Genomic DNA, 24081 nt, shown 5'->3' on the forward strand with positions numbered 1-24081 from the left:
GTCTGGTGACTTATGGTGATGCCAGGGCGGCGGGATTAGGTTAGCGTAACCTAATCTTCTGCCTCCTCGCGGGCCGGGCGATCATGCCAGTACCCCTGCGTGTGAACCCGATCCGGGTCGATGCGCGCCTCGGCGAAGAGCCGACGCAGGTCCGCGATCCTGCTACTCTCCGTGGCCGCCCAGGCGTAGAAGTCGGTCCCCGCCCCGGCTGCCGCCGCGCCGTGCTCGACCAACCAGTCACTCACCATGGTGGTCAGCACCGTCCCGCCCCGGGCCCCGCTGCGCAACCCGACCTGGATCGAGTGGCCGGCGGTCACGTCGTCGAGGGTGGCGGCGTCCGCCGCGACGCCGGCCTCCAGCAGGACCGTCGCCCGCACCCCCGGCCCGAGGCTGGGCAGGATGCCCCGCACCGCCGGGTACGCGGTCTCGTCCGCCGCGATCAGCACCCGCGTCGCCGGCCCCGGCTCCCACTGCACGCCGTACCCGGGCTGGCCGGCCCGGACGTGCGGACCCGACAGCATCAGCCGGTCGCCCGGTCGGGCCCTCGCCGCCCAGCCGCTCGCCGGGCCGTGCGGCTGGTGCAGGTAGAAGTCCAGGTCCAGCTCGCCCGCCGCCGGCTGGGTCCGGTACGCGGTGTAGCTGCGCAGCAGGGGCCGCTCGCGGTCGGGCGTGGACCGCCACGCGCGCCGCCACCCCTGCTCGGGCAGCCCCGCCCGCAGCCCGGCCGGGTAGTCGCCGGTGATCGGCAGCATGATCTTGATGCGCTGGTCGAGCTGGTGCGGGGCCAGCTCCCGCAGTCGTTCGTCGCCGAGCGTGACGCGGACGAACCCGGGCGACAGTCGCCGGGTCGCCGCCACGGTTGTCTCGAACAGCACGTTGGGCGAGTTGCGGAAGGTCGACATGCCGACAAAGGTTAGCCTAACCTGACCGGCGACTCGTCGAGCCGGTGCTGCGTGGTACGGGCGGGCCGGCTTGTCGTACGGCGTGCCGCGTGCGCCGCCGCACCGAGCCGTGCCCAACCCGGCGCGGCAGGGCGGTGGTCTCAGGCGTTCGTGGCCTGCCAGGGGTCGATGACTCCGATCCCCGTATCGGCGAAGTCCTTGATGTGGCGGGTGGCGAGGGTGGCGGCCTGGGCTCGGCAGATGGCGGCGATCTGGGCGTCGAACCCGTCGATCGGGCGGCCGAGCCTTTCCCTGCCGGCGACCACGTCGGCGTAGGCGCTGGCTGCCGCGAGGTCGAAGGGCAGCACCTGTCGAGGGAAGGCGGCGAAGATCTCGTTGGCGGCCTGGTGCAGCGATTCTCGACGCTGGCCCTCGGGCAGCCGAGCGATGCCGTAGCGGATCTCGGCGACAGTGACAACCGTGGTGTGGAGGCTGGCGCCTGACCTCTGTCGGAGCCAGGTGAGCACCGCTGGCGCGGGCTCGGCCCGCATCAGTTCGGAGACGACGTTGGTGTCGAGAACGATCATCATTCGGGCAGGCTCGCGGCGCGGGGTGAGGTGGAACGCGACGGCAGCTCCAGGTCGACGCCGCCCAGCCGGGCGAAGCGCTCGGCGAGTGCGCTGAACAGGTCGGTCGCTGGCGTGTCCTCGGCGACGGCCGCGGTGAGGATGTCCCGGATCTCGGCTTCCATGGACTTGCCGTGCTGCGCGGCGCGGATGCGCAGCTTCTCCCGCACCGCGTCGTCGAGATCCCTGATGCTGAGGGCTGCCATCGCTTATCCTCCGACCTGGGTCATGAGAGCAATGCTAGCACCCGGCGCCGGGTGGCCCCGCCTCCGCCGGCCGGCACCGCGACCTGCGCAGGCCGAACGGGCGGCTGCCCAGACCCGGACGGATGCCGTAGCGGGGATCATGTTTGCGGTGGCGATACGCCTCAAGTAGCGTCACCGATCGTGAACACCGGACCGGCATCTCGCCACGCACGGATCGGCGATCCGGTGGAGGGCTGACCGCACGGCGGGTGCCGGCAGGGCACCCTCCAGGCTCGGCACGCGGACCTCCCGGCGGCCTGTGCACCGCAGGCCCCCATCCGTGTCGAGCACCGCGAGGTCAACCGAATGTCAGTCACGTTCAACCACACCATCATCGCCGCCAGGGACCGCGCCGAGTCGGCCCGGTTCTTCCGCCAGTTGCTGGAGCTGCCGGAAGCGCCGTCCTGGGGCCCGTTCACCAACATCCAGCTCACCGACGGCGTGCTGCTCCAGTTCGCCGAGCCGCCGGTGGAGATCCAGATGCAGCACTACGCGTTCCTGGTCGACGACGACCTGTTCGACCGGGCGTACCAGCGCCTGTGCGAGCAGGGCATCGAGCACTGGGCCGATCCGCAGATGCGCCGCCCCGGCGAGACCAACACCGAGCACGGCGGCCGGGGGGTCTACTTCAAGGACCCGGCGGGCCACGCCATCGAGCTGATCACCCGCCCGTACCTGTAGCCGGTTCTGCGGCCGGGCGGCCTGTCCACCGCCCGGCCGTCGGCCCGGGCGACCGATGAGTTCGGGTGCCGCGGCGTGCCGGTGCGGCGGCGACGGTCGCCGTCAGCCGACCAGGCGGCGTTCCCAGGCCCAGGCGGCGATCTCCACCCGGTTACGGGCGTCCAGCTTCGCCTGCACGCTGCCGAGGTGCGTCTTGACCGTGCCGACGGAGATGAACAGCCTCGAGGCGATCTCCGCGTTGGTCGCGCCCCGCGCCACCAGCCGCACCACGTCCAGCTCCCGGGGCGACAGCCCCGCCGGGTCGGGGCGCGCCGGCGCCGGCGGATTGAGGTGCCGCAGCAGCCGTACGGTGATCGACGGGCTGATCAGGGCCTCGCCGGAGACGGCGGCCCGGACCGCCTCCACCAGCAGGGCGGGGCCGGAGTCCTTCAGCAGGAACCCGCACGCGCCGTTGCGCAGCGCGGCGTGCACGTACTCGTCCAGGTCGAACGTGGTCACCACGACCACCCGCACCGGGTCCACGACGCCGGGGCCGGCGAGCCGGCGCAGCGCGTCCAGCCCGTTCAGCCTCGGCATGCGGATGTCCAGCAGCACGACGTCGGGCCGCAGCCGGCGGGTCAGCTCGACCGCCTCGACGCCGTCGCCGGCCTCGCCGACCAGCTCCATGTCCGGCTGCGCGCCGATGATCATCCCGAAACCGGTACGCACCATCGCCTGGTCGTCGGCCACCCTCCCCGCCCGTGAGCCCCCGCGCCGCCGGGCCGGTAAGGCCCCGCCCGGCAGGCGACCCGCCGCCCAGCGGCAGGGCCGCGTCGAGCACCCATCCGCCGTCGACGCCGGGCCCGGCCCGCAGCCGGCCGCCGAGCGCACCCACCCGCTCGGTGAGCCCGGTCAGCCCGTATCCCGGCCGGCCGCCGCGCTGCCCCCGCCCGTCGTCGGCCACCCGCACCGACAACCACTGCGGCGTACGGCTGACCAGCACGTCCACCCGCCGGGCCCCGGTGGCGTGCCGCCGGACGTTCGTGAGCGCCTCCAGCACCACCCGGTACGCCGACGTGGTCACCTCGACCGGCAGGTCCCCGAGCGGCCCGTCGGCGTGCAGGTGGGCCGGGACCGGGCCGGCGGCGGTGAACGCCGGCGGCGGCGGCCCCCGCCGCGAGCAACGCGTAGGCCATGCCGATGATCAGGTGGTCGGCGTCGACCTCGGCGCGCAGCGGCAGTGCGGCGGCGGCGAGGCCGGTCGCGGCCACGGCGGCCAGGGCCGGCAGCGGGGCGGCCCGCCGGGCCAGCACGAAGACCACCCCGAGCAGCCCGACCGACTCGGCCAGCCCCCACAGGTGGGCCGATTCCCGCACCGGCACCCGGCCGTCCAGGCCATAGGTGCCGCGTAGGAGGGCGTACGCCGCCGTCGTCGCCAGCGACCAGGCCGCCACCGCGCCGCCGGCCGCCGCCAGCCGGCGGGAGCCCTGCCGGTGCGCGGGCAACCACACCGCCGCGGTGGCGACCGCCAGCGCGACCTGCGCCAGCGCGGCCGGCACGGCCAGGGTGCCGGCGACGGGGAAGATCCGGCCGCCGACGACGTCGACGAGGCCGAGCAGCGCCATGCCGGCCAGGGCGACGGCCTGGCCGGCCCGCCGCCACCCGCCGCTGAGGGTTCCGGTCATCGCCCCCACCGTAGCCACCCGGCCGGCCCGGCGGATCTGCCGAAAGTCGGAGCCGGCGGGCGCGGACCCGACCCCGGACGGATGCGCCGGCGGCCCGGCCACCGGGAGGCTCTGCGGCGTCCGGTGACCGGCACCGGAGGTGGAGGAGAACATGACGACGCACCATCCCGACCCCACGGCGGCCGTCGCGGCGGTCGACGAACACCCCGGTCGGCGCGGGCCTGCTGGTCGACCCGGTGGACCTGGACCGGCTCGGCGTGCCGGCCGGCCCGACCGGGCTGCTGGCCGACGTGGCGGGCGACGACGACCGGGCCCGGACGGCGGCGGTGCGGGCCCTGCGCGCGGCCGGCGGTCAGCAGGTGGGCATCGTGGTGACCGCCGACGACCGCGACGAGCTGGACGGCCGGCTCGACGCGCTGCTGGGGGTGCTGCTGTCCCTGCTCGGCCTGACCGTGGTCGTCGCCGTGGTCGGCGTCGGCACCACCACGGCACTGTCCGTGGTGGAACGCACCCGGGAGTCCGGCCTGCTGCGGGCCGTCGGGATGTCGCGTCGCCGGCTCGGGGCGATGCTGACGGTCGAGGCGGGCCTGTACGGCGTCCTCGGCGCGGCCCTCGGCCTGCTGCTGGCGTGGCCGTACTCGTGGCTGACCGTCGCGGCGCTCGGCCAGGACGCGCCCGTCGAGTTCCCGGCCGGGCAGCTCGCCGGGGTCGTGCTGGCCCTCGCGGTGGCGACGGCGCTCGCCGGGCTGCTGCCGGCGCGCCGGGCGGCCCGGGTGAGCCCGGTGGTCGCCCTGGGCGCGGGCGACTGACCCCGCCCGGCCCTGCTCGGCCCGGCCGGACCGATCGTGGTCCGGCCGGGCCGCTTCCGGTGCGGTCGGGCCGCCCTCGGTGCGGTCGGGCCGTGGCCGCCGCCCCGGGGTCAGTAGGCGAGCTCGACCGGGCGGCCGAGCAGCTGGCTGCCGTTGTTGCCCAGCCAGCCCTCGGCCGCCGCCGCGTGCTGCGAGAACGTGTGGATGTCCCGGAAGCGGCGCTGCACGGGCGAGGAGTCCCGCGCCGCGCCGCCCCCGGTCGCCCGGTAGCAGGCGTCCACGGCGGCGGCGGTGACCTCGGTGACCCAGGGCAGGCTGGCCGAGATGCGCGGCTGCAACGCGGCGAACGCGGCCGGCCCGCCGCCGTGCGCCGCCCGGAACAGGTCGTCGGCCAGCGACCGCAGCAGCGCCCGGGCCGCCCGGACGTGCAGGTCGGCCCGGCCCAGCCGCTCCCGGAAGGCCGGCGAGTCGGCCAGCGGCTGCCGGGCGTAGAGCCGCCGCCGGCCCCCGTCGAGCAGGGCGACCGTGTCGTCCAGGGCGCCCTGGGCGATCCCGACGGCCACCGCGCCCAGGTGCAGGACGAACTGGGCCAGCGGCGCGACGAAACCCGGCCCCGGCACGCACGGCACGCCGGTGAACAGGTCGAAGCTCCGCTCGACCGGGCAGTAGACGGCGTCGACCCGCACGTCGTGGCTGCCGGTGCCGCGCAGCCCGAGGGCGTGCCAGGTGTCCTCCACGGTCACCTGCCCGGCCGGGAGCAGCATCGAGCGGACCTCCACCGGCTGGCCGGCCGGGCCGGGCAGCGGCTGACCGTCGCCGGTGAGCACGCAGTTGCCGAAGATCCAGTCGGCGTGCCGGGACCCGCTGGCGAACGCCCACCGCCCGGTCACCTGGAAACCGCCGTCGGCCAGCTCCGCCCGCCCCTGCGGGGCGAAGCCGCCGGCCACCACGACGTCGGGGCCGTGGGCGTACAGCTTGTCGAACTGGTCGCGGGGCAGCATCGCCAGCAGGTGCGGGGTCTCCGCGCCGATCATCACCGTCCAGCCCGTCGACCCGTCCGCGCGGGCCAGCGCCTCCAGCACCGCCAGGCCGGTGTGCGGGTCGGCGTCGTACCCGCCGTGGCTGCGCGGCACGAACATCCGGAAACAGCCGGCGGCCCGCAGCCGGTCGAGCAGGTCGACGGGCAGCCCCCGGGCCGCCTCGATCTCCTCCGCCCGCCGGGCCAGCTCCGGGGCCAGCTCCCGCACGGCGTCGATCAAGCGAATCCGGTCCTGGTCGTCCACTGCCGCCTCCTGGTCACACCTGGCACGCGACGTCCCTGCGACGCCACGGCACAGACGGTGCGTCGCCCGGCGTCCCGGCGGGAAGGGACAGCGGTACCGGCGGGCCGGGCCCGCGGCGTACGGCAGAAGTTCCCGACCGACCGGGACGGCACGCACCAGGCGGCCGGGACACCGGGACCGGGATGCTCGACGGGCCGGGGCCGTCGCCCGCACCGCGACCCGCCGGCCCACGCCCACGAGCCGTCAGCCCGGAGGTCTCCGTGTCCGTCAGCGCCCACCCCGTCCCCGCCGGCCGGCGGGCGACTGTCGCGGGACCGACATCCGCCCTGGAGCAACGGGCCATCGGCAACCGACGACGCGGCTGACAGGATCACGTCATGCTGGCCGACCCGCCGCCGCGTGCCCGCCCCGTCCCGAGCGTCGGCGACGACCACCGCCGCCCGGTCGCCGCCCGGGCCGTCGCCGTCGCCTGCGCGCTGCTGTTCACCGGCACCGCGCTGTGCTGGGCGCTGGCCCACCGCCCGTGGGGGCTCGCCCAGCTCTACTTCCTCGTCGACTTCACCGACTGCGCCGTCTACGGGACGGTGGCCTGGCTGGTCCTGCTGCGCCGGGGGCACCCGGTCGCGTGGCTGCTGGCCGTGACCGGGATCGGCGGCGGGCTCTCCGCCCTGGGCGCGCAGTACGCCGACCTGCTCCGGGTGCACCCCGGGCTGCCCGAGATCACCTGGCTCACCTCGGCCCGGCACTGGGGCTGGGCGCCGGGCATGCTGTCGCTGATCGTGGTGCTGCCGTGGCTGGTGCGGGAGGGGCGGCTGCCGGTGCCGGCGCGGGTGGCGGTGACGGCGGGCGCGGCGGTCGTGGCCGCCTTCGAGCTGTGCCAGCTCACCTGGCCGGGCCCGGGGGCCACCGGCTCCGACGTGCCGCTGCCGATCCGCAGCGCCGGCTGGGCGACGCTGGTCGAGCTGGTCCTGCCCGTGCTCGCCGCCCTGGTGCCGGTGCTCGGGCTGATCGCCGCCGGTGGGCTGCTGTGGCGGCGGCGGGTCGCGTCGACCACCGAACGGGTCGGACTGGGCTGGCTCGCCGTGGGCACGGCGCTGCTCGCGGTGAGCTTCGCCCCGGTGGCGCTGCCCGCCGACCGGGCGCACCTGGTGCCGCCCTGGCTGCCCCCGACGGGCATGCTGGCCGCCCAGGCGTTCTTCCCGGCCGCCGTGCTGGCCGTCGTGCTGCGGCAGCGGCTCTGGGGGATCGAGATCGCCGTCCGCCGTACGCTGGTCTGGTTCCTGCTGACGTTCCTGCTGGTCGCCGCGTACGTCGTCGGGGTGACCACCCTGGACGCCCTGCTCCCGGCCAGCCGGGCGGTGCCCGGGGTGCTGGTCACGGCCCTCGTCGCCGCCGCCGTGCAGCCGGGCCGCTGGTGGGTGCAGCGGCGGGTGGACCGGCTCATCCACGGTGCCGCCGCCGAGCCGCTCGGGGTGGTCCGGGGCGTGGGGGACCGGATCAGCGCCAGCGAGGACCCGGCCGACGTGCTGACCGGGGTGGCGCGGAGCCTCACCGACTCGCTGCGGCTGGGCGCGTGCGGCATCGAGGTGGACGGCCCGGAGCCCTGCACCGCCCACTGCGCCTCGACCGGGCCGGTGGGCGAGCCGCTGGTGCTGCCGCTGCGGCGGGGCGAACGGGAGGTCGGGCGGCTCACCGCGTGGGCGCGGGCCGGCGAGCGGCTCGACGGGCGTACCCGATCGGCGCTGGTCGACCTGGCCCCCGTGGTCGCCTCGGCGGCCAGCCTCGCCGCCACCAGCCGGGCGCTGGTGGCCTCGCGGTCCCGGCTGGCCGAGGCCCGCGACTCGGAACGCCGCAAGCTGCGCCGGGACCTGCACGACGGCCTCGGCCCCACCCTCGCCGGGGTGGCGCTCGGCCTCCAGGCGGCCCGCAACCTGCTCGGCGTCGACCCGGCCGCCGCCGGCCGGCTGCTGGACCGGCTGCGCGACGAGACGGACCAGGGCGTCGAGCAGGTCCGTGACCTGGCCCGAGGCCTGCTGCCGCCGGTCCTCGGCGAGCGCGGGCTGGCCCCCGCCCTGCACGAGCTGGCCGGGCGGTACGACGGCTCGGGGCTGGTCGTGCAGGTGGACGCCCCGCCGCTGCCGCTGCCCGAGCCGGTGGCCACCGCCGTGTACGGCATCGTCGCCGAGGCCGTCCGCAACGCCCAACGGCACTCGGGCGCGTCGGTCTGCACGGTGCTGGTCGAGCGCGACGCCGACGGGCTCGCCGTGCGGGTCGCCGACGCCGGGCGGGGCATCGGGGCGGGCATCCCGGCCGGGGTCGGCATGCTCTCGATGCGGGAGCGGGCCGAGGGGATCGGCGGGGTGTGCGCGGTCGGGCCGGGGCCGGACGGCGGAACGGTCGTCAGCGTGCGCGTGCCCGCCGACCGGCTCCCGCCACCCTCGCAGCTCCCGCCGTCCCCGCCGCTCCCGGCCGGGACCCCGGCCGACGGTGCCGGGCCGGTGGGTGCTGCGCGGCCGGTGGGAGCTGCGGTGGGTGCTGCGCGGCCGGTGGACGCGCCGTTGCCGGTGGACGTGCCGCGCGTGGATGGCGGTCTGCTGCCGGTGGGCGCGGCACGGGTGGAGGGCGGTCTGCTGCCGGTCGGCGGTGTGCCGCCGGTGGGGGTCGCGTCGGGCGGGTCGGAGGTGACCGTTCGTGGTCGGTGACGAGGCGGCGATCCGGGTGGCGGTCGTCGACGACCATCCCGTGTTCCGGCTCGGCATGACGGCGTTGCTGGCGTCCACCCCCGGGCTGGAGGTCGTCGGCGAGGCCGCGGACGCCGACGAGGCCGTCCGGGTCGCCGACCTCACCCGCCCGCAGGTGATCATCATGGATCTCCACCTCGGCGGCGGCCGATCCGGGGTGGAGGCCACCCGCGAGATCGTCGGCCGGCACCCGGGGACCGGGGTGCTGGTGGTGACGATGCTGGACGACGACGACTCCGTCTTCGCCGCGCTGCGCGCCGGAGCACGGGGCTACCTGCTCAAGGGCGCCGCGCCGGGCGAGGTGGACCGCGCCGTCCGGGCGGTGGCCAACGGGGAGGTGCTGCTCGGGCCGGTGGTGGCGAGCCGGGCGATCGGCTTCCTGGCCGGGGGCCGGGCGAGCGGCCCGGCACCCTTCCCCGAGCTGACCGACCGGGAGCGCGAGGTGCTCGACCTGGTCGCCCAGGGGTTGAGCAACCTCGTCATCGCCCGCCGGCTGACCCTGAGCCCGAAGACCGTCCGCAACCACCTGTCCAACGTGCTCGGCAAGCTCCAGGTCGCCGACCGCAGCCAGGCCATCCGGCGGGCCCGCGAGGCCGGCCTCGGCCAGCCCTGACCCGCCCACCCGACGTGGGCGTCGCGGGGCGGGCCCGGGGCGTGAGGAGGGTCCCCTTCTCTACCGGAGGCGTTAACAAGAGGCCCTTCCTTGCCACTCCCTATGCTCGGGGAATGGAACTGCGGATCTTCACCGAACCCCAGCAGGGCGCCAGCTACGACCAGCTGCTCGCCGTGGCCCGCTGCGCCGAGGACGCCGGCTACGGCGCGTTCTTCCGTTCCGACCACTACCTGAAGATGGGCGCGGTCAGCGGCGACCCCGGACCCACCGACGCCTGGACCACCCTCGCCGGGCTGGCCCGGGACACCTCCCGGATCCGGCTCGGCACGCTGATGACGGCCGCCACCTTCCGGTTCCCCGGGCCCCTCGCGATCACCGTCGCGCAGGTCGACCAGATGAGCGGCGGACGCGTGGAGCTGGGCATCGGCGCCGGCTGGTTCGCCGAGGAGCACAGCGCGTACGGCATCCCGTTCCCGCCGCTGGGGGAGCGGTTCGACCGGCTGGAGGAGCAGCTCGCCGTCATCACCGGGCTCTGGGAGACCCCGGCCGGCGAGACCTTCGACTTCGCCGGGCGCTACTACCCGGTGCAGGGTTCACCGGCCCTGCCCAAGCCGGTGCAGCAGCCGCGCCCGCCGATCCTGCTCGGCGGGAAGGGGCCGAAGCGTACGCCCCGCCTCGCGGCCCGCTACGCCGACGAGTTCAACCTGCCGTTCGTCTCGATCGAGGAGACGGCCGCGCAGTTCGAGCGGGTCCGCGCCGCGTGCGCGGAGATCGGCCGGGACCCGGCCGGGATGAACTGGTCCAACGCCCTGGTGCTGTGCTGCGGGCGGGACGAGGCGGAGGTGCGCAGGCGGGCCGAGGCGATCGGGCGGGAGCCGGCCGAGCTGCGCGAGAACGGCCTCGCCGGCACCCCCGCCGAGGTCGTCGACAGGATCGGCCGGTACGCCGAGACCGGCAGCGGCCGGATCTACCTCCAGGTCCTCGACCTGGCCGACCTGGACCACGTCGAGCTGGTCGCCGCCGAGGTGATGCCCCAGCTCTGACGGCCGCCACCGGGCGGGACCGGCCACCGGGGCGGGAGGTCCCGCCATCCGGGGGCCCGCCGCCTGGGCGAGTTCGCCGGATTCGCTGACACCGGGGCCCCGCTGGTGGAACCTGCGAGGGGAGCTTCGGGCGGAGGTGGGGGCGCGTGGGCCGCAGGCAGGTCGGGCTGCTCGTCCTCACCGGCCTGTTCCCCACCGTCGAGGCCATCGTGCTGGTGGCGATGGGCTTCGTGGCCGCCGAGGGGCTCGCGCCGCAGACCGGTGCCGTCTGGCCGTACGACACCTACCACGACCTGCGGTGGATGTTCGTCTACCACCAGTCGTGGCCGGAGTTCCTGACGACGTTCTGGCTGGTGGTGCTGGCCCGCACCGGTTACCACACCCTCATGGTGCGGCTGGCGTGGCCGGAGGGGATGCCGATGCCGTCGGTGCCCTGGATGCTCCGGCGGGGCTTCCTCCTGGCCGTGGTGGTCACGGTCGTCGTCTCGCCGTGGGCGGTGATCTCGGTGGCCGCGTCGGTGGTGGCGCTGTCCTGGGTGCTGCTCGCGTCGCTGCTGCCGATGTTTCTGATCGCCCCGTTCATGCAGCGGGCCGCCATGGTCAAGGTGTGGTGGGGCGGGCTGCCGTCGATCCGGCTGGTCGGCTGGTCGCTGCTGAACCTGGTGGCGCTCACGCTGGCCGGCGCGGTGGCGTGGAGCGTGCCGAGCTGGTGGACGGTGCCGGTTTCCGCCGTGGCGGGCGTGGTGAACGGGCTGCTGTGGATCCGGATCCTCCGGGTGGCCCTGCTCGCGCCGCCGCCGAGGTGGGCCCGGGTGCCCGTGACGCCGTTCGTGGTGCTGGTCGCGTTCGCCGTGCCGGTGCTGATCCCGCTGGCGGTGGACGCGGTGCCGGCCAGCCTGCGGGCCGAGCAGGTGCTGCTCGACCGGCCGCTGCCACCGGAGATCACCCAGGCGGTGGTCGTGCTGGCCGGCTACGGCTCCGCGTACGGGGGCGAGCAGCCGAACGACCCGAGGGTGCAGTGGTTCTCCTACCGGGGGTTGGACCCCGACGGCAGGCCCCGGCCCTACGGGCCGACGGACACCACGATCTCGATGGCCGACAGCGTGCGGCTGCTCGCCGACCAGGTGGACCGGCTGCACCGGCAGACCGGCCGGAAGGTGGCCCTGGTCGGGGAGAGCGAGGGGGCGCTCGTGGCCCGCACCTACCTCGCCGAGCGGCCCCACCCCGCGGTCGACGCGCTGGCCATGTTCAGCCCGCTGATCGGGGCCGGCCGGGCCTACTATCCGCCGCCCGGCGTGCGCCGGGGGTGGGGCCTGGTCACCGGCTGGTACCTGCGGGCCCTCTACGAACCCGTCCGCCTCAGCGGCGGGCCCGGCAACGGGCCGGACGAGCCGTTCATCCGCTCGCTGCTCGACGACGCGCCGTTCTACCGCAACGGGTTCATGTGCCCGGTGCCCGGCGTGCGGATGGTGGCCTTCCTGCCGTACACGACGGCCGCCGAGGCGCCGCCCGGCGACTACACCGGCATCCCGGTCTTCCAGACCATCGGCGTGCACGGCGGCCTGCTCGACCGGACGCAGGTCCGGGACAACCTGGTCGCCTTCCTCGCCGGCGCGTCGGTGCAGCGGACCCGGGCCGAGTACACGCTGATCCAGCGGCTCACCGCCGCCTGGCAGGCGCCGCCGCTGGACATCTCGGCCAATCCGGCGTGGGCGGACGTCCGGGAGCCGGACCCGGCGTTCACGGCCCGGGTCTGCGTGCCGGGCAGGTGACCGATCTGCGTGCCCGGCCGGTGACCGGCAGGAGCGCCGGGCGGGGCGGGCCGGCGCGGGCCCGCGCAGGTCACAGCGGCGGCGGGCCGCACACCTTCCAGCCGCCGTCCTGCTTCTTGAGGTGGAACTGCACCTCCCTGCTCGGGAGGCCCGGGTAGGTGATGTCGGCGGTCACGACGTACTGCGTGGGGGCTTCGCTGCTCCGCCGGACGGCGAGGTCGGTGATGCGGAATCCGGTCGGGTCGACGATCGCGCTGGCGGTGGCGTCCCAGTCCGCCCGGGACCGCCCGCGCTGTCCGGCCGCGCAGAGCAGGTCGTACGCCGTGCCGTTGTCGCCCCGCACGGCGGCGCCGAGGTACGCCTCGCTGGCGGCGCGCATGCCCGGCTCGTCCGCCTTGTCCTTGCGCTGGAGATAGAAGCCGCTGATCGGCGTGCCGCAGCAGACGAGCGCGACGACGACGAAGAGCGTGATCTCGAATCCCCGGGTGGACATGTTCGCCTTGTCGGCCATGCCGTGAGGGTAGGGACGGCCGGCAACGCCCCGGCGCCGGGCGGCGGAAGGCGGCGGTGGCGCTGCCCCTCAGCCCGTCGGGCGCGGGTCGCGGACGACGGTGTCGAGGCGGCCGTCCCGGTCGCTGTCCAGGTAGGTGATGTCCGGGACGCCGTCGCCGTCGAGGTCGAACTGCACCACGTCGGCGATGCCGTCGCCGTCGAGGTCGGTGACCACCTCGGTCGAGCCGTCGAGGTGGTGGGTGACGATCGAGTGCGACTCGACCGGCGGGCGCGGGGCCGGCCCCGGCGACGGCGCGGGAACCGGCCCGGGCGCCGGCCTCGGCGCGGGCCCGGGTGCGGGCGACGGCGCGGGGTACGCCCCGACGACCGGGGCGACCTGCGGGTACGCCCCGAGCGGCGCGTCGGTCTGCGGGTCCGGGCCGACGCCGGTCGGGTCGATCTCCTCCTCGGACGGGTACACGTCGCCGCGCAGGGCGGGATCCGGGTAGCTGCTCATGGGCGTATGGTTCCCCGACGACGCCCCGGGCAACCAGTGCCCGGCCCGCCGGTGCCGCCCGGGTGTCGACCCGATGACGCCGAGTGACGGGAGAGGGCACGTGGACGCGACCGACGGGAAGCCAGGCGGGACCGGGCCGGGCACCGGCGTGCCGGAGCGCAACTGGGCCGGCAACGTCCGCTACGCGGCGGCGCGGCGGCACCGCCCGACCGGCCTGGACGAGCTGCGCAGCCTCGTCGCCGGCAGCGACCGGATCCGGGCGGTCGGCACGGGCCACTCGTTCAACCGGCTCGGCGACACCGCCGGTGACCTGGTCTCGCTGGCCGGGCTGCCGCAGACGGTCGAGGTCGACCGGGAACGGGCGACGGTCACCGTCGCCGCCGCCATGCGCTACGGCGACCTGGCCACCCGGCTGCACGCCGCCGGTTTCGCCCTGCCGACGATGGCGTCGCTGCCGCACATCTCGGTGGCCGGCGCGGTGGCCACCGCCACCCACGGCTCGGGCGACGGGATCGGCAACCTGGCCACCGCCGTCTCGGCGCTGGAGCTGGTCACGGCCGACGGGGACCTGCTGACCGTACGCCGGGACGCCGACGGCGACCGGTTCGCCGGGATGGTGGTGGCGCTCGGCGCGCTGGGCGTGGTCACCCGGCTCACCCTGGACGTGGTGCCCGCCTTCGAGGTGCGGCAGTACGTCCGGCTCGGCCTGCCGAGGGCGGCGCTGGACGAGGCGTTCGCGTCGGCGTACAGCGTCAGCCTCTTCACCGACTGGCGCGGCGGGGCCGACGACCCGCGCGGCGCGGCCGGCCGGATCGGCCAGGTGTGGCGCAAGCAGCTCGCCGACGCCCCGCCGCCGCCGGCCGACTGGCTGGGCACCACGGCGGCGGCCGGGCCCGTGCACCCGGTGCCGGGCATGCCGGCGCAGAACTGCACCGCCCAGCTCGGCGAGCCGGGGCCGTGGCACGAGCGGCTGCCGCACTTCCGGCTCGGCTTCACCCCGAGCAGCGGCGACGAGCTCCAGTCGGAATACCACCTGCCCCGGGCGGCGGCGGCCGGGGCGCTGGCCGCGCTGGACCCGCTGGCGGACCGGATCGCCGCCGTGCTCCAGATCTGCGAGCTGCGTACGGTCGCCGCCGACGAGCTGTGGCTGAGCCCGCAGTACGGGCGCGACAGCCTCGCCGTGCACTTCACCTGGATCGGCGACGGCGACGCGGTGGCCCCCGTGCTCGCGGAGGTGGAACGGGCGCTCGCCCCGTTCGTGCCCCGGCCGCACTGGGGCAAGGTGTTCACGCTCGACCCGGCGGCGGTCGCCGCCGCGTACCCCCGGTTCGCCGACTTCGCGGCGCTGGCGCGCGAGCTGGACCCGGCGGGGAAGTTCCGCACCGACCTGCTGGACCGCTACCTGCCCCGTTGACGGCGCGGGGCGGGGCCCGGGCATAACCCCGTGACAGGAGCGCGACGGGATTGGCCCGGCCCGGCCGCTGCGGGGAAAAATGATGCATGTCGATTTATCCTGGCGTGCTGTCCGCCCCCCGTGTGCCCGGCCGCTCCCGGCCGGCAGCGCCCCGTCGCCCGTGGCGCGTCGTCGCCGCGCTGGCCACGACCCTCGCCCTGGCCGTCGCCGGCTCGACCCCCGCCCACGCCGACAACCCCTACGAGCGCGGCCCCGACCCCACGGTGGCGAGCATCGAGGCGACCACCGGCCCGTTCGCCACCGCCCAGCTCACCGTCGCCCGCTCCGCCGTGACCGGCTTCGGCGGCGCGACCGTGTGGTATCCGACGAGCACCGCCGAGGGCACCTTCGGCGTGGTCGCCATCGCACCCGGCTTCACCAACACCCAGTCCGCCGTGGCCTGGCTCGGCCCCCGCCTCGCCTCCCAGGGCTTCGTCGTGGCCACCATCGACACCCTCTCGGTGTACGACCAGCCGGCGAGCCGGGGCACCCAGCTCCTCGCGGCCCTGGACTACCTGGTCGGCACCAGCGCCGTGCGCAGCCGCATCGACCGCAACCGGCTCGCCGTCATGGGCTACTCCATGGGCGGCGGGGGCACCCTCGCGGCGGCGAACACCCGGCCCTCCCTGCAGGCGGCGATCCCGCTGACCGGCTGGCACACCACCAAGAACTGGTCCGGCGTACGCGTGCCGACCCTCGTCGTCGGCGCCGAGAACGACACGGTGGCCCCGGTGACCTCACACTCCGAGCCGTTCTACACCAGCCTGCCGGCCAGCCTCGACAAGGCGTACCTGGAGCTGAACGCCGCCAGCCACTCCGCGCCCACCTCGCCGAACGTGACCATCGCGAAGTACAGCATCTCCTGGCTCAAGCGGTTCGTCGATGACGACACCCGCTACGAGCAGTTCCTCTGCCCCGCCCCGCGCGGCAGCGCGATCGAGGAGTACCGCGACACCTGCCCGCACTCCTGACCGGCCCGTTCAGCCGCCTGCCCGCGTCGGCTGGTCGCGGAGGCTGCCGCGCTGCACCGCCCGGCTGATGTCGCTGGGCGAGACGATGCCGACCAGCCGCCCGCCGGCCACCACCAGCGCCCGGCCGTCGGCGCACTCGCTGAGCCGGGGCAGCAGGTCGGTGAGCTGCTCGTCCGGGTCGGCCAGCACGAGCTGGTCGGCCCGGCAGGCCACCTCGGCCAGCGTGGTCGCCGGCCGGCGGTCGGCCGGGATGCCGCGTACCCGGTCGAGGGTGACCAGGCCGACCGGCCGGCCCTCGTCGGTCAGCGGCAACGCCGAGTGCCGGTACGCGAAGAGGTAGTGGTCGACGAAGTCGGCCACGGTCATGTCGCCCGACGCGGTCTGCGGCTGCGGGGTCATCACGTCGGCGACCCGCACCCCGCGCAGCGCGCTGCCCATCCGGGCCTGCCGCTCCTCCATCCCGGCCGCCCCGATCAGGAACCAGCCGATCAGCGCCAGCCACAGCCCGCCGACCCCGGCCCCGCGCAGGAACTGCCACAGGCCCAGCGCGATCAGCAGCGCGCCGAGGACCCAGCCCGCGCGGGCCGCCACCACCGACGCCCGCGTCCGGTCGCCGGTGGCCTTCCACACGGCGGCCCGCAGCAGCCGGCCCCCGTCCAGCGGGGCGGCCGGCAACACGTTGAAGACCGCCAGCAGGATGTTGATGCCGGCCAGCCAGGCCAGCGCGCCGAGCAGCAGCCCGTGCACCCCGGCCAGGGCGAGCAGCGCCGCGACGCCGCCGAAGAACACGCCGATGATCAGGCTGACGAGCGGCCCGACGCCGGCGATGCGCAGCTCCGCCCCCGGGTCGCGGGCCTCCCCGCGCAGCTCGGCCACCCCGCCGAACAGCCACAGGGTGATCCCGGAGACCTCCAGCCCGTTGCGCTTGGCGACCACGGCGTGCGACACCTCGTGGGCGAGCAGCCCGAGGAAGAACACCACGGCCGCGCTCAGCCCCGCCAGCACGTACGCCCAGGTCGGCCGGTCCGGGTACGACCGGGGAAACTGGCTGCCCGCCAGCCCCCAGGCGATCAGCCCGAAGATGACCAGGACGCTCCAGTTGACCCCGACGGGTACGCCCGCGATCCGGCCGATCCGGAAACTCGCCCTCATCTGCCCGTCATACCCCGCGAAACGCGGCCCATGCCAGGGCCGATGGTCCCCCGCACCCGCGTCACCAGCGGCGTCGCCGGGGGGTTGACCCGGCCGGGAATAGTGGCAAACGTGACGAGGCTGATCGACGAGGATGACGACGCGTACCGCTGGCTGGAGGACCTGGACGGCCCGGACGCCGCCGGCTGGGTGCGCGACCGCAACGCCGAGACCATGGCCGCCCTCACCGGCGGCGCCCGGTTCGCCGTCCTGCGGGCCGAGATCCGCGAGGTGCTCGACGCCGACGACCGCGTCCCCTACCCGACCTGGCGCGGCGACCACCTCTACTACAACTTCTGGATCGACGCGGCCCACCCCCGGGGGATCTGGCGGCGCACCACCGGAGACGAGTACCGCCGGCCCGAGCCGCACTGGGACGTCCTGCTCGACGTCGACGCGCTGGCCGCGCAGGAGGGTGAAAACTGGATCTGGCAGGGGGCGACGGTGCTGCGCCCCGGGCACGACCGCTGCCTGGTCAGGCTCTCCCGGGGCGGCTCCGACGCCACCGTCGTGCGCGAGTTCGACCTGGTCCGCCGGGCCTTCGTCGCCGACGGCTTCACCCTCGACGAGGCCAAGAGCGACGTCACCTGGGTCGACGCCGACCACATCCTCGTCGCCACCGACTTCGGGCCCGGCTCGCTCACCACCTCCGGCTACCCCCGCACGGTCCGCCGGTGGCGACGGGGCACGCCACTGCCGTCCGCCGAGGTCGTCTTCGCCGGCCAGGCCGACGACGTCTCCGCGTACGCCTCGCACGACCACACGCCCGGCTTCGAGCGCACCTTCGTGGGCCGCCGCCTCGACTTCTTCCGCTCGGAGTCGTACCTGCTGACGCCGGCCGGCGAGCAGGTACGCATCGACGTGCCGTCCGACGCCCACTGGGACGCGCACCGGGAGTGGCTGGTCATCGGCCTGCGCTCGCCGTGGACGGTCGACGGGGTGACCCATCCCGCGGGCGCGCTGCTGGCGGCCCCGTTCGACGGGTTCCTCGCCGGTGCGCGGGAGCTGACGACGCTGTTCACGCCGGACGAGCGCACCGCGCTGAGCTACCACGCGTGGACCCGCGGCCACCTGATCCTGGCCACCCTCGCCGACGTGCGCAGCAGACTGGAGGTGCTCACCCCCGGCGTCCCCGGCGCTCCCGGCTCGGCGGGGCACTGGCGGCGGGAGCCGCTCGCCGGCGTGCCGGAGTTCGAGCACACCCGGCTCGTGGACACCGACCCGGACGTCGGCGACGCGTACCTGCTGGCCTCCGAGGGGTTCCGGCAGCCGGCGACGCTGCGGCTCGGGCAGGTCGGCGGCCCCGTCGAGACGCTCAAGCGGGCACCGGCGTTCTTCGACGCCGCCCGCCTGACCGAACGCCAGCACTTCGCCACCTCCGCCGACGGGACCCGGGTGCCGTACTTCCTGGTGGGCGACCCCGACGCGGCGGGCGGGCCGACCCTGCTCACCGGGTACGGCGGCTTCGAGGTCCCCGAGCTGCCGCACTACAGCGGCATCGTCGGCCGGGGCTGGCTGGCCCGGGGCGGCAGCTACGTGGTGGCGAACATCCGGGGCGGCGGCGAATACGGCCCCGCGTGGCACCGGGCCGCGCTGCGGGAGAACCGGCCGAGGGCGTACGAGGACTTCGCGGCCGTCGCCGCCGACCTGGTGGCCCGGGGCATCACCACCCCCGCGCGCCTCGGCATGGAGGGCGGCAGCAACGGCGGCCTGCTGGCGGGCGTGATGCTGACCCGCTATCCCGAGCTGTTCGGCGCGGTCGTCGCGCACGTGCCGCTGCTGGACATGCGCCGCTACCACAAGCTGCTCGCCGGGGCGTCCTGGATGGCCGAGTACGGCGACCCGGACGACCCCGCCGACTGGGCCTACCTGCGCGAGTACTCGCCGTACCACAACGTCGACGAAGACCGGGCGTACCCGCCGACGCTGCTGGTCACCTCCACCCGCGACGACCGGGTGCACCCCGGGCACGCCCGCAAGATGGCCGCCCGGCTGCGCGAACGCGGGCACGAGGTGGCGTACTACGAGAACGTGGAGGGCGGGCACGGCGCGGCGGCGAACAACGCGCAACGGGCGTTCGTGTGGGCCCTGACCCTGGAGTTCCTCTGGCGGCATCTGGGCGGTAATGCGCAGCAGGTGTAGCGCCCTCGCGGCTGCGCCTTACCCGGGGCGCGGCTCCGTCACCCGAGGCGGCGCTGCGTGTGCCGAAGTCGCTCGATGCTTCATCCTGCCCCGCCCGCGCCGATCTTGCACTTAGGGCCCCGCAGGAGGGTGCTTCACCCCTTTCGCCTGAGCCCCAACTGCATGATCGGCGCGGGCGGGGAGGGAGGGGGGATGCCCGTCGCGCCGGCCGGCGTCTCCTTGGCGGGAGCGCGGCCGGTTCGACGATGATCGTTTGTCATTCATGGAGACGACACGCCGCCGCCCGTCTCCATAATCAGCAGACGATCATGACTGGTTGTCGCGTGCCGGTTGCCGTTGCCCTGTTGTCGCGTGTCCTGGGGAATGCCTCGCTATGCCGGAGGTGCTCCGGCCGGCAACGGATTGGCACCTCGTGAACGGGTCGACTCTCGCCTCCTCCCCGCGCTCACTCCACTCAGCCTGAGCTGGATCGGTTTGGGGGCAACGCGAGCGGGGCCGACTCCGAGGTGGTGCCAGAACCGTGCAGCGAAATCTTGGACAACTAATGTTTGTCGATGACGTTAACCGTCCAAGATCTGTGCTGGCGGGAGAGTTGCGGGGGCGCCGACTCGGCACCCTGCGGGCGATGACCGCGAGGATCACCGCTGAGGTGGTCAGTCAGCGGTGCCGGCTGGGACGACCCAAGTGGTGGGCTGCCCGGTAATCGCAGTGATCATGTCGTAGTCGCCGTCGTAGTGCAGCACGGTGGCACCGTGGCGCTCTGCTGTGGCGGCGATCAGCAGGTCGGCCATGGATAGTGCGCGGTGGTGACCCTTGTGCAACGCCTGGACCTGGACGTGGATGGCCCGGTCCCAGATCTCGTCCGGCATCGCGAGCCAGTGGAAGCCCTCGAGTAGCCAGCGGGCGCGCTGGGCCTCCTTGGACGTTCGGGCGCTCTGAATCACTTCTATCTCTATCGCGCCGCAGACCGCCAGTAGTCCACGGTCGGACAGTTCGTCGAGGACCGGCGCGACGACCGGTTTCGGCCAGCGGGCCAACGCCGACTTGTCGAGCAGGTAGATCTCACGGCTCACGCGGCGTCCCGCTCGTCAGCGATTGGCTCTGTCAGGTCGGGAAGGCCGCCGCTCTTGAGCCAGTCGGCGAACTCCCGACGCTTCTCCCGGTCGACCGCCGCCCTCAGGGCTGCGTTGACGGTGGCCTTCTTGGTGGTGGTGCCGAAGATCTTCGCCGCCTCGCTGAGTAGTTCGTCATCGACGTCGAGAATGGTTCGGGACACTGGCCTGCCTCTCTCGTAGGTCCTCCGGATGATATCAACTTCCTCTGGCATGTATATCAAGCGCTGGTGGGTATCACGAGAAAACTAGATCAAGAACGATTCTTTAGGTTCGACCGCAGTGTGCATCGCCCGGCTGCCAGCACAACGAGCCTCCGGGACGATCGCCGGGTTGAGCGGGTCACCCCCGCGTGCGCGGGGAACAGGGGGTGACCCCGGCGATCATCGGGTTCTTCGCGGGATCACCCCCGCGTGCGCGGGGAACAGGTGGGGCTTTTCCTTCTCGGTATCGTGCGTCGAGGATCACCCCCGCGTGCGCGGGGAACAGTCCCAGCTCCGAGAGGCGGTCAACACCCTTCCGGGATCACCCCCGCGTGCGCGGGGAACAGGACGAGCACACCTCCCTGTCCATCAACAACGCGGGATCACCCCCGCGTGCGCGGGGAACAGGCCTGCCCGGACTCCCGGGCCGCGATCGACCACGGATCACCCCCGCGTGCGCGGGGAACAGTACATGGAGTGTCACCTCGAGCAGCTCCCGCTGGGATCACCCCCGCGTGCGCGGGGAACAGACCCACAGGGGCCGGTCGTCGCCGTCCTTCAGCGGATCACCCCCGCGTGCGCGGGGAACAGAGCGCTGGATGGTCCGCACCGAGGACTGCTTCGGGATCACCCCCGCGTGCGCGGGGAACAGCCAGAGCGGGTGGCCCGGCCTTCGGAGCCGGTGGGATCACCCCCGCGTGCGCGGGGAACAGCTGGAGAATCGCCGCGACGCCAAGGCCATCATGGGATCACCCCCGCGTGCGCGGGGAACAGTTCGGCATCGATCAGCCCTCCGTGTTGGCCGGGGGATCACCCCCGCGTGCGCGGGGAACAGTCAACCTTCCAGACCCGCCACCCGCCCCAGTCCGGATCACCCCCGCGTGCGCGGGGAACAGCACGGGCCCCGGAACAGGCCGTACGCGGCCCAGGGATCACCCCCGCGTGCGCGGGGAACAGCTCAGCGGCCAGCAGGCGGCGCGCGTTGGTCGGGGATCACCCCCGCGTGCGCGGGGAACAGGGTGACGGTGAGGCTCTCGCCCGGGCGCAGAAGGGATCACCCCCGCGTGCGCGGGGAACAGGCGATCATCTGGGTCGCCACGCAGACGACCTGGGGATCACCCCCGCGTGCGCGGGGAACAGCACGGCCTCACCACCGGCATCACCGGCATGGCGGGATCACCCCCGCGTGCGCGGGGAACAGGGGTCCAGCACCATCGCGTCGGCTGTTGACGGGGGATCACCCCCGCGTGCGCGGGGAACAGTCATGGGTTGCCTCCTCAGGCTGGGATGAGCGGGGATCACCCCCGCGTGCGCGGGGAACAGTCTTCGGTGGGGTCGACGCCGACGGCGGGAGCGGGATCACCCCCGCGTGCGCGGGGAACAGCTGAAGGCCGTTCTTCAGGCCGGCGGCGAGCCGGGATCACCCCCGCGTGCGCGGGGAACAGACTTCCTGACCTGGGGCGCTATAGATCAACTCTGCGGATTTCATTCACTTTGCTGGTCAAGATCACATCCTGAGTGGTGGCTGGGCGTCCAGGCTAGGTGGTGAACAGCCTACGAGTTGACCGGCGTTTTCGGTGGGCAGGAGAGGAACCGTGGCGCAGCCTCCTGCCAGTTTCAGCGGCCAGGTGGCTGGGCCTTGACGTCCTCGATGAAGGTGGCCCAGGACGACGGGGTGAAGGTCAGCACTGGCCCGGCCACGTCCTTGCTGTCGCGTAGCCCGACGACGCCCGGGAGGTTGTCGGCGACCTCGACGCAGTTGCCGCCGTTGTTGCTTCGGGTCGACTTGCGCCAGACGGCACCGGTCAGGTCAGGCACGGGAGTACTCCTCTGCGGCTTGCTGGATCAGGCTCTGGGATCGGGACTCGTTGAGGGCGCGGCTGGCCATGTCGGCCCAGATGGTGTTGTAGGCGGCTGTCTCGTGCGGCTTGTCGAGATAGATCGCTCCGGTTGCGGCTTCCAGGTAGGCCACCGGTGGTTCCACCTCCTTGCCATGCTCGTCCCGTGGAAACTCCAAGATCGAGAAAGCTCCGGACATTGCCCCGGCATGCAATCCGGCAGAAAAAGTAAGCACCTGCACGGTCACGTTGGGTAGCTGGGTGGCCTTCAGGATCTGATGGAGTTGTTCGGCCATGATCGTTGCGTTGCCGACCGGGCGGCGTAACACGGCCTCGTTGATTATCACGCTCAGTTGCGGCGGGGAGAACCGGGTGAGGAGGGTCTGGCGCTCGGTCCTGAGCTGGATGGCCCGCCGCTGCTCCTCAGTGGCCTCCGCGTCGATCGCGCCACCGGGCATCCGGAAGACCTGCTCCGCGTAGGCGGGAGTCTGGAGCAGCCCGGGGACCAGCTCAGCCTCGTACTGCCGGATGTGCGAAGCCCCGGCCTCCAGTCCGATGTAGAGCTGGAACCATCTCGGCAGGCCGGAGCCGATGTAGTCGTGCCACCAGTTCTTGTTCTCCCGGGTGGCCGCTGTCATCGCGAGAAGCAGCTCGCTGTCCTCGGCGGACGCGCCGTAGAGGTCGAGCATCTGTTGCACGTCAGCCTGCCGGAAGCGGACGTGCTCCGCGCCGTTCTCGATCCGGTGCAGCGTCGCGCGTGCCCGGTCCAGGCGCTCGGCGGCCTGCTCCATCGTCAGCCCTGCCGCCTTGCGGAGCGACTCGAACTTGCGCCCGATCTGCCGCCGCAACATGGTCGATGCGGTCACCGCCTGTGACACTCTTCGCCTCCGCTGCTCGCGATCCGTCGACACCCGAGCGTCCAATTGAACCCGCCTCCTGCTCCTTTAGCAATAGACACGTTACAGCGAGTGCTGAGCTATAGAGAATCCACATCTCCGACTGCTCCGTTGAGACATTGCAATTGAGCAGACGCAGTGCTTCACTGCCTCTGCGGGCACTGTGGAGTTTCTGCTGCTCAGTGGCCATGGGTGCCCTGCTGTCGTACTCGCTGATCGAAGGCTGCGGTGGCAGGTGCCGGGCGGGTCCGCCGGTGCGGTGCGGGCCGGCGGACCCGTCCCTCCACAGGTCAATCTCGACGAGAGGCAGGTCTGTCATGCGCGTCTTCCTGTTCCGCCGGGGCCGGCCGCGTCGCCGGCCGCCGGTCCACGGCGCGGCCGGGCGTCAGCCGGCGGTGGGTCGCCGGCTGCTGCCCTGGCAGGTGCGTGAGCGGCGGTTCCGGTCGGCCCGGTTCGGTCGGCGTGGCCTCGACCCGCAGGAGGTGCGGGAGTTCCTGGAGCGGGTCGCCGTCGAGATGGCCGCCGCGCACGAGGCGCTCGCGCAGAGCCGTCGGGAGGCCAGCGAGGTCAAGGTTGCGCTGTGCCGGTTGCGCTCCGAGGCGTCGCCCGCCCGCAACGAGCGGGGGCGGGGCCGGTGAGCGAGCGGTTCGTCATCCACCTGCCGGTGGTCGCCAACGACCTGCTCTCGGCCCAGCGGCTGGCCCGGGTGGTGGCGCACTGGACGCACGTGTTGCCGCAGACCGAGCCCGGGGGCGCGACCGTGTCGCGGGAGGACGACCAGAACGTACGACACTGGGTCTTCTGCGACCGGATCATGGACGGTGGCCGGCGGTGCCTGCTGCGGCCGGACCACGACGGCGCGTGTTCCCGCCGGCCGGGGCGGCGGTGAGCGTGCGGTGTCTCCCGGC

General features: G+C 74.1%; 23 protein-coding genes, 1 pseudogene and 1 CRISPR repeat array. Of the genes and pseudogenes, 11 read left to right on the forward strand and 13 right to left on the reverse strand.

Annotation, left to right across the window (positions count from 1 at the left end):
- Positions 1-50: 50 nt before the first annotated feature.
- From GA0070558_RS02555 to GA0070558_RS02565, 3 genes are all read right to left on the reverse strand, one after another.
- A complete protein-coding gene (locus GA0070558_RS02555) occupies positions 51-902 on the reverse strand; it encodes a siderophore-interacting protein (protein ID WP_091275133.1) in 852 nt (283 codons plus the stop codon).
- 140 nt (positions 903-1042) lie between these two features.
- The gene (locus GA0070558_RS02560; RefSeq protein ID WP_256091717.1) at positions 1043-1471 is read right to left on the reverse strand and encodes a type II toxin-antitoxin system VapC family toxin; all 429 of its coding nucleotides are present in this window, start codon (positions 1469-1471) and stop codon (positions 1043-1045) included.
- On the reverse strand, positions 1468-1713 hold the full coding sequence (locus tag GA0070558_RS02565) for a FitA-like ribbon-helix-helix domain-containing protein (RefSeq protein ID WP_074474644.1): 246 nt from the start codon (positions 1711-1713) through the stop codon (positions 1468-1470). Before GA0070558_RS02565 ends, GA0070558_RS02560 begins: the two co-directional genes overlap by 4 nt.
- 345 nt (positions 1714-2058) lie before the next feature.
- Here GA0070558_RS02565 and GA0070558_RS02570 point away from each other — a divergent pair, with 345 nt between their 5' ends.
- The gene (locus tag GA0070558_RS02570) at positions 2059-2433 is read left to right on the forward strand and encodes a VOC family protein (RefSeq protein ID WP_077938810.1); all 375 of its coding nucleotides are present in this window, start codon (positions 2059-2061) and stop codon (positions 2431-2433) included.
- A gap of 102 nt (positions 2434-2535) precedes the next feature.
- On the opposite strand, the gene GA0070558_RS02575 is transcribed toward GA0070558_RS02570, so the two are convergent.
- The gene (locus GA0070558_RS02575; protein ID WP_091275597.1) at positions 2536-3144 is read right to left on the reverse strand and encodes a response regulator; all 609 of its coding nucleotides are present in this window, start codon (positions 3142-3144) and stop codon (positions 2536-2538) included.
- Between the two features lie 193 nt (positions 3145-3337).
- Positions 3338-3496 (reverse strand): annotated as a pseudogene (locus GA0070558_RS34930) (ATP-binding protein); the annotation flags it as partial.
- Positions 3497-4333: 837 nt separating this feature from the next.
- On the opposite strand from GA0070558_RS34930, the gene GA0070558_RS02585 reads away from it, so the two are divergent.
- Positions 4334-4906, forward strand: coding sequence for an FtsX-like permease family protein (locus GA0070558_RS02585; RefSeq protein ID WP_256091718.1), 573 nt, complete (start codon positions 4334-4336; stop codon positions 4904-4906).
- Positions 4907-5016: 110 nt separating this feature from the next.
- Here the strand turns inward: GA0070558_RS02585 and GA0070558_RS02590 are convergent, their stop codons facing one another.
- A complete protein-coding gene (locus tag GA0070558_RS02590; RefSeq protein ID WP_091275138.1) occupies positions 5017-6189 on the reverse strand; it encodes an acyl-CoA dehydrogenase family protein in 1173 nt (390 codons plus the stop codon).
- 377 nt (positions 6190-6566) lie between these two features.
- On the opposite strand from GA0070558_RS02590, the gene GA0070558_RS02595 reads away from it, so the two are divergent.
- The 4 genes from GA0070558_RS02595 (at position 6567) to GA0070558_RS02610 (ending at position 12358) form a co-directional block, all read left to right on the forward strand.
- Positions 6567-8891, forward strand: a complete 2325-nt coding sequence (locus GA0070558_RS02595) for a sensor histidine kinase (protein ID WP_091275141.1) — start codon at positions 6567-6569, stop codon at positions 8889-8891.
- The gene (locus GA0070558_RS02600; protein ID WP_256091719.1) at positions 8881-9543 is read left to right on the forward strand and encodes a response regulator; all 663 of its coding nucleotides are present in this window, start codon (positions 8881-8883) and stop codon (positions 9541-9543) included. Before GA0070558_RS02595 ends, GA0070558_RS02600 begins: the two co-directional genes overlap by 11 nt.
- Positions 9544-9656: 113 nt before the next feature.
- Complete coding sequence (locus GA0070558_RS02605; protein WP_091275145.1) at positions 9657-10586, forward strand: LLM class F420-dependent oxidoreductase; 930 nt, start codon at positions 9657-9659, stop codon at positions 10584-10586.
- A gap of 146 nt (positions 10587-10732) precedes the next feature.
- Positions 10733-12358: a hypothetical protein gene (locus GA0070558_RS02610; RefSeq protein ID WP_091275149.1), complete on the forward strand. Its 1626-nt coding sequence runs from the start codon at positions 10733-10735 to the stop codon at positions 12356-12358.
- Between the two features lie 70 nt (positions 12359-12428).
- Here the strand turns inward: GA0070558_RS02610 and GA0070558_RS02615 are convergent, their stop codons facing one another.
- Both GA0070558_RS02615 and GA0070558_RS02620 read right to left on the reverse strand, forming a co-directional pair.
- A complete protein-coding gene (locus GA0070558_RS02615; RefSeq protein ID WP_091275153.1) occupies positions 12429-12869 on the reverse strand; it encodes an Rv0361 family membrane protein in 441 nt (146 codons plus the stop codon).
- Between the two features lie 69 nt (positions 12870-12938).
- Entirely contained in the window at positions 12939-13367 is a 429-nt protein-coding gene (locus GA0070558_RS02620) for a hypothetical protein (protein WP_091275157.1), read from the reverse strand.
- A 148-nt stretch (positions 13368-13515) separates the two neighbouring features.
- On the opposite strand from GA0070558_RS02620, the gene GA0070558_RS02625 reads away from it, so the two are divergent.
- Positions 13516-14781, forward strand: coding sequence for a D-arabinono-1,4-lactone oxidase (locus GA0070558_RS02625; RefSeq protein ID WP_091275600.1), 1266 nt, complete (start codon positions 13516-13518; stop codon positions 14779-14781).
- 86 nt (positions 14782-14867) lie between these two features.
- Positions 14868-15791, forward strand: a complete 924-nt coding sequence (locus tag GA0070558_RS02630; RefSeq protein WP_256091720.1) for an alpha/beta hydrolase family protein — start codon at positions 14868-14870, stop codon at positions 15789-15791.
- Between the two features lie 9 nt (positions 15792-15800).
- Here the strand turns inward: GA0070558_RS02630 and GA0070558_RS02635 are convergent, their stop codons facing one another.
- Positions 15801-16943 (reverse strand): site-2 protease family protein, encoded by a 1143-nt coding sequence (locus GA0070558_RS02635; RefSeq protein ID WP_091275161.1) that lies wholly within the window; start codon positions 16941-16943, stop codon positions 15801-15803.
- A 111-nt stretch (positions 16944-17054) separates the two neighbouring features.
- Between GA0070558_RS02635 and GA0070558_RS02640 the strand changes: the two genes are divergently transcribed.
- Positions 17055-19124, forward strand: a complete 2070-nt coding sequence (locus GA0070558_RS02640; RefSeq protein ID WP_256091721.1) for a prolyl oligopeptidase family serine peptidase — start codon at positions 17055-17057, stop codon at positions 19122-19124.
- Between the two features lie 653 nt (positions 19125-19777).
- Here GA0070558_RS02640 and GA0070558_RS02645 read toward each other — a convergent pair.
- From GA0070558_RS02645 to GA0070558_RS02660, 4 genes are all read right to left on the reverse strand, one after another.
- Entirely contained in the window at positions 19778-20197 is a 420-nt protein-coding gene (locus tag GA0070558_RS02645; RefSeq protein WP_091275167.1) for a PIN domain nuclease, read from the reverse strand.
- Positions 20194-20451 (reverse strand): type II toxin-antitoxin system VapB family antitoxin, encoded by a 258-nt coding sequence (locus GA0070558_RS02650; RefSeq protein WP_256091739.1) that lies wholly within the window; start codon positions 20449-20451, stop codon positions 20194-20196. Before GA0070558_RS02650 ends, GA0070558_RS02645 begins: the two co-directional genes overlap by 4 nt.
- Before the next feature lie 124 nt (positions 20452-20575).
- A CRISPR array of direct repeats spans positions 20576-21884; the repeat unit is 28 nt; unit sequence GGATCACCCCCGCGTGCGCGGGGAACAG.
- A 172-nt stretch (positions 21885-22056) separates the two neighbouring features.
- Positions 22057-22257, reverse strand: coding sequence for a DUF397 domain-containing protein (locus GA0070558_RS02655; protein WP_091275174.1), 201 nt, complete (start codon positions 22255-22257; stop codon positions 22057-22059).
- Entirely contained in the window at positions 22250-23128 is an 879-nt protein-coding gene (locus GA0070558_RS02660; RefSeq protein ID WP_176734083.1) for a helix-turn-helix domain-containing protein, read from the reverse strand. Before GA0070558_RS02660 ends, GA0070558_RS02655 begins: the two co-directional genes overlap by 8 nt.
- A gap of 362 nt (positions 23129-23490) precedes the next feature.
- On the opposite strand from GA0070558_RS02660, the gene GA0070558_RS02665 reads away from it, so the two are divergent.
- Together GA0070558_RS02665 and GA0070558_RS02670 are read left to right on the forward strand one after the other, a co-directional pair.
- Positions 23491-23811: a DivIVA domain-containing protein gene (locus tag GA0070558_RS02665; RefSeq protein ID WP_091275180.1), complete on the forward strand. Its 321-nt coding sequence runs from the start codon at positions 23491-23493 to the stop codon at positions 23809-23811.
- On the forward strand, positions 23808-24062 hold the full coding sequence (locus GA0070558_RS02670) for a hypothetical protein (RefSeq protein ID WP_091275184.1): 255 nt from the start codon (positions 23808-23810) through the stop codon (positions 24060-24062). The genes GA0070558_RS02665 and GA0070558_RS02670 overlap by 4 nt, the downstream gene beginning before the upstream one ends.
- The last annotated feature ends 19 nt before the right edge of the window (positions 24063-24081 follow it).

The sequence above is a fragment of the Micromonospora haikouensis genome, from assembly GCF_900091595.1.
Taxonomy (GTDB): domain Bacteria; phylum Actinomycetota; class Actinomycetes; order Mycobacteriales; family Micromonosporaceae; genus Micromonospora; species Micromonospora haikouensis.